General features: G+C 71.6%; 11 protein-coding genes. All 11 read left to right on the plus strand.

Features of this window, described 5'->3' with window-relative positions; all coding sequences use genetic code 11:
• The first annotated feature begins 356 nt into the window (after positions 1–356).
• A complete protein-coding gene (locus tag OG965_RS33055) occupies positions 357–2,192 on the plus strand; it encodes a DUF5941 domain-containing protein (RefSeq protein ID WP_371657126.1) in 1,836 nt (611 codons plus the stop codon).
• Positions 2,189–2,926, plus strand: coding sequence for a sugar phosphate nucleotidyltransferase (locus OG965_RS33060; protein ID WP_371655722.1), 738 nt, complete (start codon positions 2,189–2,191; stop codon positions 2,924–2,926). The genes OG965_RS33055 and OG965_RS33060 overlap by 4 nt, the downstream gene beginning before the upstream one ends.
• Positions 2,914–3,975 (plus strand): iron-containing alcohol dehydrogenase family protein, encoded by a 1,062-nt coding sequence (locus OG965_RS33065; RefSeq protein ID WP_371655723.1) that lies wholly within the window; start codon positions 2,914–2,916, stop codon positions 3,973–3,975. Before OG965_RS33060 ends, OG965_RS33065 begins: the two co-directional genes overlap by 13 nt.
• Positions 3,953–4,732, plus strand: coding sequence for a CDP-alcohol phosphatidyltransferase family protein (locus OG965_RS33070; protein WP_371655724.1), 780 nt, complete (start codon positions 3,953–3,955; stop codon positions 4,730–4,732). Before OG965_RS33065 ends, OG965_RS33070 begins: the two co-directional genes overlap by 23 nt.
• Entirely contained in the window at positions 4,729–5,613 is an 885-nt protein-coding gene (locus OG965_RS33075; protein WP_371655725.1) for a glycosyltransferase family 2 protein, read from the plus strand. The genes OG965_RS33070 and OG965_RS33075 overlap by 4 nt, the downstream gene beginning before the upstream one ends.
• Positions 5,614–5,713: 100 nt before the next feature.
• Entirely contained in the window at positions 5,714–6,595 is an 882-nt protein-coding gene (locus tag OG965_RS33080; protein WP_371655726.1) for an ABC transporter permease, read from the plus strand.
• Positions 6,588–7,391, plus strand: coding sequence for an ABC transporter ATP-binding protein (locus tag OG965_RS33085; RefSeq protein WP_371655727.1), 804 nt, complete (start codon positions 6,588–6,590; stop codon positions 7,389–7,391). Before OG965_RS33080 ends, OG965_RS33085 begins: the two co-directional genes overlap by 8 nt.
• A gap of 429 nt (positions 7,392–7,820) precedes the next feature.
• The gene (gene hpnC, locus OG965_RS33090; protein WP_371655728.1) at positions 7,821–8,714 is read left to right on the plus strand and encodes a squalene synthase HpnC; all 894 of its coding nucleotides are present in this window, start codon (positions 7,821–7,823) and stop codon (positions 8,712–8,714) included.
• Positions 8,711–9,661 (plus strand): presqualene diphosphate synthase HpnD, encoded by a 951-nt coding sequence (gene hpnD / locus OG965_RS33095; RefSeq protein WP_371655729.1) that lies wholly within the window; start codon positions 8,711–8,713, stop codon positions 9,659–9,661. Before hpnC ends, hpnD begins: the two co-directional genes overlap by 4 nt.
• A 136-nt stretch (positions 9,662–9,797) precedes the next feature.
• Positions 9,798–11,195, plus strand: a complete 1,398-nt coding sequence (hpnE, locus tag OG965_RS33100) for a hydroxysqualene dehydroxylase HpnE (protein WP_371655730.1) — start codon at positions 9,798–9,800, stop codon at positions 11,193–11,195.
• Entirely contained in the window at positions 11,192–12,295 is a 1,104-nt protein-coding gene (locus tag OG965_RS33105) for a polyprenyl synthetase family protein (protein ID WP_371655731.1), read from the plus strand. The genes hpnE and OG965_RS33105 overlap by 4 nt, the downstream gene beginning before the upstream one ends.
• Positions 12,296–12,309: the final 14 nt, after the last annotated feature.

Here is a 12,309-nt window from a genome sequence, read left to right on the forward strand (position 1 = left end):
ACGGCACTGAACACCGTTGTCATGTGCTCTGACCTGCGGAAACGCTCTCCTCGCGATGTTTGTTCGCCGTTCGCACGAGCGTCGCAGGTCAGAGCGGTGCGCGGCCGTCCGGTACGGCTCGGAGCCCAGGGGCCGACGGACGGGGGGCGGTTTGTGGGGCGCGCCCTTGATCGACGATGATGATCCACGCGGCGGTCCCCCGCCGTAGGGCCCGATCGGGGCGTAAACAGGCGATGAACTCCCGGTTCCACGCATCCGATAGCCTCCCGATAGCCTCTGCCGACGTGCCGCCCGCCGTTTGTTTCCGGGCCGGGCCGTCGGCCATCAGCCATGCCAGCTCCAAGGAGTGAGTTCGTCTGTCGACCGCCATCCTGACCGGGCTCCCGGTCCCCGGGTCGCAGCTCGGGCCCGAGCTTCGCTCGCTGGGCTTCGACGTGCGGTCCGCCCAGCGGCCCGAGGACCTGCCCGGCCTGCTCGCCGAGGTCCCGCCCGGTGAGCGGGTCGCCCTGGTCGACCCGTCCTTCGTGGGCCACACGCACGCCCTGCGCCTCGCCCTGACCGACCCCCGGTTCCCGGCGGCGGCGGTCACCGGAGCCATGACGGTCCAGGCGGAGGCCCGCCCCGCGCTCGTGCGCGCGCTCGCGGACCTCGCCGGGCCGCCCGCGCCGCCCGCCGCGGGCGCCTCGGTCGCCGTGAACGCCCCGTCCACCGGGACCGGCGTCCTCACCGACCGCGTCGCCTCCGCCCTGGCGGACGGGGGCGTCGCCGTGCACCGCCCCGATCTCGGCTCGCTGGTGGCCACCGTGCCCGCCGGACCCGAGGCCGCCTTCGCCGCCCGCCGGGCCGTCGACGCCGTGGACGACGAGGCCGTGCGGCTGCGTACGGCGGTGAAGTCCCGCGACGGGTTCTTCACCACCTTCTGCATCAGCCCGTACTCGCGCTACATCGCCCGCTGGTGCGCGCGCCGGGGCCTCACCCCCAACCAGGTCACCACCGCCTCGCTGCTCACCGCGCTGATCGCGGCCGGCTGCGCGGCGACCGGTACCCGGGTCGGCTTCGTCGCGGCCGGCGCGCTGCTGCTCTTCTCCTTCGTCCTGGACTGCACCGACGGGCAGCTCGCCCGCTACTCGCTCCAGTACTCCACGCTCGGCGCCTGGCTGGACGCGACCTTCGACCGGGCCAAGGAGTACGCGTACTACGCGGGCCTGGCGCTCGGCGCGGCCCGCGGCGGCGGCAGTGATGACGTATGGGCGCTCGCGCTCGGCGCGATGGTCCTCCAGACCTGCCGCCACGTCGTGGACTTCTCGTTCAACGAGTCCAACCACGACGCCAGCGCCAACACCAGCCCCACCGCCGCCCTCTCCGACAAGCTCGACTCGGTCGGCTGGACGGTCTGGGTGCGCCGGATGATCGTGCTGCCGATCGGCGAGCGGTGGGCGATGATCGCGGTCCTCACCGCCGTCACCACGCCCCGTACCGTCTTCTACGTACTGCTCATCGGGTGCGCGTTCGCGGCCTGCTACACCACGGCCGGGCGCGTGCTGCGCTCGCTGACCCGCCGGGCGACCCGTACCGACCGGGCCGCCCAGGCCCTCGCGGAGCTCGCGGACAGCGGGCCGGTCGCCGAGCTGGTCGCCGCGAAGGGCCCGCGGATCGCGGGTGCCCCGGTGATCGCCGCCGTCGGGGCGGTCGCCCTCGTCGCCGCCGCGCTCACCCAGCCGTTCGGCAGCCGCCAGATGATCGTCGCGGCCGTGTTCTACGCGATCACGTCCGGCCTCGCCGTCTCCGCCCCCCTCAAGGGCGCCCTCGACTGGCTGGTGCCGCCCTTCTTCCGGGCCGCCGAGTACGGCACGGTCCTGGCCCTCGCCGCCCGCTCCGAGGTGGACGGGGCCCTGCCCGCGGCCTTCGGACTGGTGGCGGCGGTCGCCTACCATCACTACGACACGGTCTACCGCATCAAGGGCGGCTCCGGCGCGCCGCCGCGCTGGCTGGTGCGCCTGAGCGGCGGCCACGAGGGGCGGACGCTGGTGGTCGCGGTGCTCGCCGCGGCCCTCGCCACCCGCGGCACGGACTTCACCCTGGCGCTCACCGCCCTCGCGGTAGGCATCGCGCTCCTGGTGGTCGTGGAGTCCATCCGCTTCTGGGTGTCCTCCGGAGCACCCGCAGTACATGACGAAGGAGAACCCGCATGATCGGCCTCGTACTCGCAGCCGGTGCCGGACGGCGTCTGCGCCCCTACACCGACACGCTCCCGAAGGCCCTCGTGCCCGTCGACGGTGACACCACCATCCTCGACATCACCCTCGGCAACTTCGCCGAGATCGGTCTCACCGAGGTCGCGATCATCGTCGGCTACAAGAAGGAGGCCGTCTACGAGCGCAAGGCCGCGCTTGAGGCGAAGTACGGCCTCAAGCTGACCCTGATCGACAACGACAAGGCCGAGGAGTGGAACAACGCCTACTCCCTGTGGTGCGGCCGTGACTCGATCAAGCACGACGTGATCCTCGCCAACGGCGACACCGTGCACCCGGTCTCCGTCGAGAAGACGCTGCTCGCCGCCCGCGGCGACGGCAAGAAGATCATCCTCGCCCTCGACACGGTGAAGAACCTCGCCGACGAGGAGATGAAGGTCATCGTCGACCGCGAGAAGGGCGTCCAGAGGATCACCAAGCTGATGGACCCGGCGACGGCCACCGGCGAGTACATCGGCGTCACCCTCATCGAGGGCTCCGCGGCCGACGAGCTCGCCGACGCGCTGAAGACCACCTTCGAGCGCGACCCCGACCTCTACTACGAGGACGGCTACCAGGAGCTCGTCCACCGCGGCTTCAAGATCGATGTCGTGCCGATCGGCGAGGTCTCGTGGGTCGAGATCGACAACCACGACGACCTCGCGAAGGGCCGTGAGATCGCGTGCCAGTACTGACCCGGCTCATTCCGTCGCCGGTCGTCGTCGACATCAGCCGGGGCGCCCTGGACGACCTGGCGGGCCTCCTGGCCGACCAGCGGATCTCGGCCTCCGGCAAGCTGGCGATCGCGGTCAGCGGCGGCTCGGGCCAGGCGCTGAGCGAGAAGCTGGCGCCGGTGCTGCCGGGCGCCGACTGGTACCCGGTCGCGGACGGCACCATCGACTCGGCCGTGCAGCTCGGCGACGACATCAAGGGCAAGCGGTACGACGCGGTCGTCGGCCTCGGCGGCGGCAAGATCATCGACGTGGCGAAGTACGCCGCGGCGCGGGTCGGGCTGCCCATGGTCGCGGTCGCCACCAACCTCTCGCACGACGGCATCTGCTCGCCGGTCTCGATCCTGGACAACGACAACGGCCGCGGCTCCTACGGCGTGCCCACGCCCATCGCCATGGTCATCGACCTCGACGTCATCCGCGAGGCACCGGTCCGGTTCGTCCGCTCGGGCATCGGCGACGCGATCTCCAACATCTCCGCGATCGCGGACTGGGAGCTCTCGCACGAGGTCAACGGCGAGCCGGTGGACGGCCTGGCCGCCGCCATGGCCCGCACCGCGGGCCAGTCGGTGCTGCGCCACCCCGGCGGCGTCGGCGACGACGAGTTCCTCACCGTCCTGTCCGAGGCGCTGGTGCTCTCCGGCATCGCCATGTCGATCAGCGGGGACACCCGCCCCTCGTCCGGCGCCTGCCACGAGATCAGCCACGCCTTCGACCTGCTCTACCCCAAGCGCTCCGCGCTCCACGGCGAGCAGGTCGGCCTCGGCGCCGCCTTCGCGATGCACCTGCGCGGCGCCGCCGAGCAGTCCGGTCTCTTCACGGAGGTACTGCGGCGGCACGGCCTGCCGGTGCTGCCGCAGGAAATCGGCTTCTCCGCCGACGAGTTCGTCCGGGCGGTGGCCTACGCGCCGCAGACCCGGCCGGGCCGTTTCACGATCCTGGAACACCTCAACCTGTCCACAGCCCAGATCAAGGACGCTTACGCCGACTATGCAAAAGCCATCGGTAGCTGAACTCCGCCCGGTCGTGCACCCTCCGGGCGTCAAGGACCGGCGGAGCGGCGAGCACTGGGGCGGCCGGCTCTACATGCGCGAGATCTCCCTGCGCGTCGACCGGCACCTGGTGAACACGCGGGTCACGCCCAACCAGCTGACCTACGTGATGACCGTCGCCGCCGCCTTCGCGGCCCCGGCCCTGCTGGTGCCGGGGATCTGGGGCGCCGTGCTCGGCGTGGTGATGGCGCAGGTCTATCTGCTCCTGGACTGCGTCGACGGCGAGGTCGCCCGCTGGAAGAAGCAGTACTCGATGGTCGGCGTCTACGTGGACCGGGTCGCCGCCTATGTGCTCGACGCCGCCGTGCTCGTCGGCTTCGGGCTGCGCGCCGCCGACATCTGGGGCACCGGCCGCATCGACTGGCTGTGGGCCTTCCTCGGCACCCTCGCCGCCCTCGGCGCCGTGCTGATCAAGTCCGAGACCGACCTCGTCGGCGTCGCCCGCCACCAGCAGGGCATGCCGCCGGTCAAGGAGACGGCGTCCGAGCCGCGTTCGTCCGGCGTGGCACTGGCCCGCCGGGCCGCCGGCGCGCTCAAGTTCCACCGGCTGGTCATGGGCATCGAGGCGACCCTGCTGATCCTGGTCCTGGCGATCGTGGATCACGTGCGGGGCGACCTGTTCTTCTCCCGGCTCGGCGTCGCCGTCCTCGCGGGCATCGCGCTCCTGCAGTCGGTGCTGCACCTGGTGTCCATCCTCGCCTCCAGCAGGCTCAAATGAGTGCCCCGCTGAAGGTCGGCGCGGTCGTCATCACCATGGGCAACCGCCCCGAGGAGCTGCGCGCGCTGCTCGACTCGGTCGCCAAGCAGGACGGCGACCCGGTCGAGGTCGTCGTGGTCGGCAACGGCGCCCCGGTCCCGGACGTCCCGGCGGGCGTGCGGACCGTGGAGCTGCCCGAGAACCTGGGCATCCCCGGCGGGCGCAACGTCGGCATCGAGGCGTTCGGCCCGTCCGGCGCCGAGGTCGACATCCTGCTCTTCCTCGACGACGACGGGCTGCTGCCGAACACCGACACGGCCGAACTGTGCCGCCAGGCGTTCGCCGCAGACCCGAAGCTCGGCATCGTCAGCTTCCGCATCGCGGACCCGGAGACCGGGGTCACCCAGCGCCGCCACGTCCCGCGGCTGCGCGCCTCCGACCCGATGCGCTCCTCGCGCGTGACGACCTTCCTGGGCGGCGCCAACGCCGTACGGACGAAGGTCCTCGCGGAGGTCGGCGGGCTGCCCGACGAGTTCTTCTACGCCCATGAGGAGACCGATCTGGCCTGGCGGGCGCTGGACGCCGGCTGGATGATCGACTACCGCGCGGACATGGTCCTGTTCCACCCCACGACGGCGCCGTCCCGGCACGCGGTCTACCACCGGATGGTGGCCCGCAACCGGGTCTGGCTGGCCCGGCGCAATCTGCCGGCCCTGCTGGTCCCCGTCTATCTGGGGGTCTGGATGCTGCTCACGCTCGCCAGGAAGCCCTCCGGGCCCGCCCTCAAGGCGTGGTTCGGCGGCTTCAAGGAGGGCTGGACCACTCCGTGCGGACCGCGCCGCCCCATGAAGTGGCGTACGGTCTGGCGGCTGACCCGGCTGGGCCGTCCGCCCGTCATCTGACACTCTCGGGTCTGAGCACAGCGGGTGTGGGCCGTCAGGCCCTGGGCACTTCGGGTCATGGTCATCGGGCGTACTTCTTTGAAAGCGAAAGTTTCCACTTGTGAGTGACACAACTCTGTCCCCGGCGGACCTCGCCGCCAAGCACGGCCTGGCGGTGAGCGGCGCCCGGCCGGGGCTGTTCGAGTACTGCCGCCAGCTCTGGGGGCGGCGCCACTTCATCCTGTCGTTCTCGCAGGCGAAGCTGACCGCCCAGTACAGCCAGGCGAAGCTCGGCCAGATCTGGCAGGTGGCCACCCCGCTCCTCAACGCGCTGGTCTACTACTTCATCTTCGGCGTGCTGATGGACGCCAAGCGGGGCATCCCGTCGGACGTGTACATCCCGTTCCTGGTGACGGGCGTGTTCGTGTTCACCTTCACCCAGAACTCGGTGAACGCGGGCGTCCGGGCGATCTCCGGCAACCTCGGCCTGGTGCGCGCGCTGCACTTCCCGCGCGCCTCGCTGCCCATCTCCTTCGCGCTCCAGCAGCTCCAGCAGCTGCTGTTCTCGATGATCGTCCTGGTCCTCGTGGTGGTCGTGTCGGGCACCATGCCGATGGCGTCGTGGCTGCTGATGGTGCCGGTCCTGGCGCTCCAGTTCGTCTTCAACACCGGACTGGCGATGATCATGGCCCGGCTCGGCAGCAAGACCCCGGACCTGGCCCAGCTGATGCCGTTCATCCTGCGCACCTGGATGTACGCGTCGGGTGTCATGTTCAGCATCAAGGTGGTCCTCCAGGGCAAGCCGCACTGGCTCGCCCAGGTCCTCCAGGTGAACCCCGCCGCGGTCTACATGGACCTGGCCCGGTTCGCCATGATCGACGGATACGGTGCCCACAACCTGCCGCCGCACGTCTGGCTGCTGGCGGTCGGCTGGGCCCTCGTCGTGGGCGCGGCGGGCTTCGTGTACTTCTGGAAGGCAGAGGAGCAGTACGGCCGTGGCTGAGGACAACAACCGGCTCGCCGACGCGAGCGGCGAGCGCATCCCCACCGTCATCGCCGACGACGTACACATCGTGTACACGGTCAACGGCGCGGGCGGCGGCCGGGGCAGCGCCACCGCCGCGCTGAGCCGGATAGTGAAGGGGGACAAGGGCGAGTCCCGCGGCATGCGCAAGGTGCACGCCGTACGGGGCGTCTCCTTCACCGCGTACCGCGGCGAGGCGATCGGCCTGATCGGCACCAACGGCTCGGGCAAGTCGACCCTGCTGCGGGCGATCGCCGGGCTGCTGCCGCCGGCCAAGGGCCGGGTGTACACCAACGGCCAGCCGTCGCTGCTCGGTGTCAACGCCGCGCTGATGAACGAGCTGACCGGCGAGCGCAACGTGGTCCTGGGCGGCCTGGCCATGGGCATGTCGCGCGAGGAGATCAAGGAGCGGTACGAGGAGATCGTCGACTTCTCCGGCATCAATGAGAAGGGCGACTTCATCACCCTGCCGATGCGGACGTACTCCTCGGGCATGGCGGCCCGGCTGCGGTTCTCCATCGCCGCCGCCAAGGACCACGACGTCCTGATGATCGACGAGGCGCTCGCCACCGGTGACCGCAAGTTCCAGATCCGCTCCGAGGAGCGCATCCGCGAGCTGCGCAAGCACGCGGGCACGGTCTTCCTGGTCAGCCACAGCATCGGCTCCATCAGGGACACCTGCAACCGGGTGCTCTGGCTGGAGCGGGGCGAGCTCCTGATGGACGGCCCCACCGACGAGGTCGTCAAGGCGTACCAGAAGGAGACCGGCCGCTGACGGTCGGTCACCGTTCGAATGATCCCGAAGGCCCCCGCCGATCAACCCCGGCGGGGGCCTTCGCGTCCTTGGGGGCGGCCCGCAGGACGGCCCGGAATGTCAAGGCTCCGTCAAGTCGCCTGCGCCGGGGGAAGGTTGGCGCGGATTGAAGTGTTCTTGTAATGCGCGCAACACCCCGACGTGTTGTCAGGCGTTGTACAACGTAAGCTGTACCGGTGTTGATCGTGACGGACGGGCGGTACCGCCCCGGGCAGCCCGCGCGGGAGCCGTCCTCCACTCGGGAGGCTCGGCGGCGTGTCCGAAATGGGATGTTTTGGGTCGGCGGTGTAGAACGGGAGATGTGACGGCAATGGGTACGGGAAATCTCCAGCTACGAGAGACCTCCGCCGTTCCCGTACCGGGCGGCCCCCGGTGACAGGTGTCCGGGACGTGCGCACCGAATCCCCCTCGCGCACCACGCTGGGCAAGGCCACGGAGGAGAACTTCCCGGTGGCCCCCTTCTTTCTGCCGCGCGCCTGGCGCGACGACCTGATGGCGGTGTACGGCTACGCGCGCCTGGTGGACGACATCGGCGACGGCGACCTCGCGCCCGGCGGCGCCGACGCCCGGTACCTGGGCGTGGCCCCCGCCGACGCGGACGACCGGCTCGTGATGCTCGACGCCTTCGAGGCCGATCTGCGCCGCGTCTTCGACTCCACCCCGCACCACCCGCTGCTCAAAGCCCTGCAGCCCACCGTCCGCCGCCGCTCGCTCACCCCCGGTCCTTTCCTCGGCCTGCTCGCGGCGAACCGGCAGGACCAGCAGGTCAGGCGGTACGAGACCTACGAGGACCTGGTCGCGTACTGCGAGCTGTCGGCCAACCCCGTGGGCCGCCTGGTGCTGGCGATCACCGGCACCGAGAGCCCCGAGCGCGTCCGCCGCTCGGACGCCGTCTGTACGGCGCTCCAGATCGTCGAACACCTCCAGGACGTCACCGAGGACCTCGGCCGGGACCGCATCTACCTGCCCGCCGAGGACATGAAGCGGTTCCATGTCACCGAGGCCGATCTGGCCGCGCCGCGCGGGGGCGCGTCGGTGCGCGCCCTGGTCGCGTTCGAGGCGGAACGCGCCGCACAGCTGCTGAATGAAGGCACCTCCCTGGTGGGTAGCGTCCACGGCAGACTCAGGCTGCTGCTGGCCGGATTCGTGGCCGGGGGGCGCGCCGCGATCGATGCGGTGGCGGCCGCCGGCCACGACGTACTCCCTGGACCTCCCAAGCCCACCAAGTCCAGTCTGCTGCGCGAAGTGGGAGCCGTGTTGCGTAGAGCGCGTAGAGAGGGGTGAGCCGGACCGTGGATCCACACGCACACGTGTCCGCGCCGGTACAGGCCGCGTACAGCTACTGCGAGGCGGTGACCGGACAGCAGGCGCGCAATTTCGCGTACGGCATCAGGCTGCTGCCGACCGACAAGCGCCAGGCGATGTCCGCGCTCTACGCGTTCTCGCGGCGCGTCGACGACATCGGCGACGGCACCCTGCCCCCCGAGGCCAAGAAGCAGCGCCTGGAGGACACCCGCGCGCTGCTCGGCCGGGTCGCCGAGGGCGCGGTCGAGGAGGACGACACCGACCCGGTGGCCGTGGCGCTCGCGGACGCGGCGCGCCGCTTCCCGATCCCGCTGGACGGGCTCGACGAGCTCATCGACGGCGTCCTGATGGACGTGCACGGCGAGACCTATGAGACCTGGGACGACCTGAAGGTCTACTGCCGGTGTGTCGCGGGTGCCATCGGACGGCTCTCCCTGGGCGTGTTCGGTACACAACCGGGCGCACCGGGCGCCGAGCGCGCTGCCGAGTACGCCGACACGCTGGGTCTCGCGCTGCAACTCACCAACATCCTCAGGGACGTTCGCGAGGACGCGGGCAACGGGCGCACCTATCTGCCCGCCGATGACCTGGCGAAGTTCGGGTGCGCCGCGGGCTTCCACACCCCGGTGCCGCCCGCCGGCTCCGACTTCGCGGGCCTGGTCCACTTCGAAGTGCGCCGCGCCCGGGCCCTGTTCGCCGAGGGCTACCGGCTGCTGCCCATGCTCGACCGGCGCAGCGGCGCCTGTGTCGCCGCGATGGCCGGAATCTACCGCCGCCTGCTCGACCGCATCGAGCGCGACCCGGAGGCCGTGCTGCGCGGCCGGGTCTCGCTGCCCGGCCGGGAGAAGGCGTACGTGGCGGTACGCGGACTGTCCGGGCTGGACACCCGTACCGTCTCCCGGCAGACCGCCAGGAGGCGCGCCTGATGGCCCATGGGCACCTGGACGTGCGGCCGAGGAGCATTACGCGCAGAGGGTGTGCAACCCTCGCTCCGGCCGGGGCGTCCCTGACTGCGACGGCCGGGCGTGCGCGCGACACCGGCACGGCCGGAGGGGAGGGCGCATGACAACCCCGCAGCCCGAACGCGCGGTGGTCGTCGGCGGAGGCCTGGCCGGAATCACCGCCGCGCTCGAACTGGCCGACGCCGGCCTCGGCGTGACCCTGATCGAGGGCCGCCCGCGCCTGGGCGGCCTCGCCTTCTCCTTCCGGCGCGGCGAACTCACCGTCGACAACGGCCAGCACGTCTACCTGCGCTGCTGCACGGCCTACAGCTGGTTCCTCGACCGCGTCGGCGGTACGCACCTGGCGCCCCTCCAGAGCCGCCTCGACGTGCCCGTCCTGGACGTCGCCCACCCCGGCGGACCCCGCCTCGGCCGGCTGCGACGCTCGGCCCTGCCCGTCCCGCTGCACCTGGCCAGGAGCCTCGCCACCTATCCGCACCTCTCGCTCGCCGAGCGGGCCTCCGTCGGGCGCGCCGCACTCGCGCTCAAGCGCCTCGACCCGGCCGACCCGGCGCTCGACGGGGTGGACTTCGCGACCTGGCTCGGCCGCCACGGCCAGTCCGCCCGGACCATCGAGGCCCTGTGGGACCTGGTCGGCGTGGCGACCCTGAACGCCACCGCGCCGCACGCCTCCCTGGGGCTCGCCGCGATGGTCTTCAAGACCGGCCTGCTCTCCGAGCCCGGCGCGGCCGACATCGGCTGGGCCCACGTACCGCTGGGCGAGCTGCACGACACGCTGGCCCGCAAGGCGCTCGCCTCGGCCGGGGTCCGCGTCGAGACCCGTACCAAGGCCGAATCCGTCTCCCGTACCGAGAGCGGCGGCTGGCGGGTCGAGGTGAGCGGCGAGACCCTGGACGCCGAGGCGGTCGTGCTGGCCGTTCCGCAGCGCGAGGCGCACGACCTGCTGCCCCAGGGCGCGCTCGACGACCCGGGCAAGCTGCTCGACATCGGCACCGCGCCGATCCTCAACCTCCATGTCGTCTACGACCGCAAGGTGCTGCGGCAGCCGTTCTTCGCCGCCCTCGGCTCGCCCGTGCAGTGGGTCTTCGACCGCACCGAGTCCTCCGGGCTCGCGGGCACTCCCGACGGCCGGGGCTGCCAGTACCTGGCCGTGTCCCAGTCGGCCGCCGAGGACGAGATCGACGAGCCGGTGGCCGCGCTGCGCGCGCGCTATCTGCCCGAGCTCGAACGGCTGCTGCCCGCCGCACGCGGCGCGGGCGTACGGGACTTCTTCGTGACCCGGGAGCGTACGGCGACGTTCGCGCCCACCCCCGGCGTCGGCAGGCTGCGGCCGGGCGCGCACACCAATGCGCCCGGCCTGTACCTGGCGGGCGCGTGGACCGCCACCGGCTGGCCCGCGACCATGGAGAGCGCCGTACGCAGCGGATTCAGCGCCGCGGGCGCGGCTCTCGCCGTACTCGGCCGCTCCCACGCCCACCCGCTTCAGGAGGCGGCATGACTGTTAGCACCACTGGAACAAGAGGAGAGACCGTGCCGACTGTGCCTTCGGCGAACTCGGCTGTCGACACCGTGGACGTCGCCGCCCTTCTGGAGCGCGGGCGGACGCTGTCCACACCGGTGCTGCGCACGGCCGTGGACCGGCTCGCGGCTCCCATGGACACCGTCGCCGCCTACCACTTCGGGTGGATCGACGCCCAGGGCAACCCGGCGGACGGCGACGGCGGCAAGGCCGTGCGGCCCGCGCTCGCGCTCCTCTCCGCCGAGGCGGCCGGGGCCCTGCCCGAGGTCGGCGTGCCCGGCGCGGTCGCGGTCGAGCTCGTCCACAACTTCTCGCTGCTCCACGACGACCTGATGGACGGCGACGAGCAGCGCCGCCACCGCGACACGGTGTGGAAGGTGCACGGCCCGGCGCAGGCGATCCTCGTCGGCGACGCGCTCTTCGCGCTGGCCAACGAGGTCCTCCTGGAGCTGGGCACGGTCGAGGCGGGGCGCGCCACGCGCCGGCTGACCACCGCGACCCGCAAGCTCATCGACGGCCAGGCCCAGGACATCTCCTACGAGCACCGCGAGCGGGTCACCGTCGAGGAGTGCCTGGAGATGGAGGGCAACAAGACGGGCGCGCTGCTCGCCTGCGCCTGCTCCATCGGCGCGGTGCTCGGCGGCGCGGACGACAAGACGGCCGACACCCTTGAGGCGTACGGCTACCACCTCGGCCTCGCCTTCCAGGCCGTCGACGACCTGCTCGGCATCTGGGGCGACCCGGAGGCCACCGGCAAGCAGACCTGGAGCGACCTGCGCCAGCGCAAGAAGTCCCTGCCGGTGGTGGCCGCGCTCGCGGCCGGCGGCCCGGCCTCGGAGCGCCTGGGCGAGCTGCTCGCCGCCGACGCCAAGAGCAACGACTTCGACACCTTCTCCGAGGAGGAGTTCGCCACCCGGGCGGCGCTCATCGAGGAGGCCGGCGGCCGGGAGTGGACCTCGCAGGAGGCCCGTAGACAGCACGCCGTGGCGATCGAGGCGCTGAGTGCCGTGGACATGCCCGAGCGGGTGCGGGCGCAGCTGACCGCGTTGGCCGACTTCGTGGTCGTACGGAAGAGATGATCACCATTCGCATA

This window comes from Streptomyces sp. NBC_00224, assembly GCF_041435195.1.
Taxonomy (GTDB): domain Bacteria; phylum Actinomycetota; class Actinomycetes; order Streptomycetales; family Streptomycetaceae; genus Streptomyces.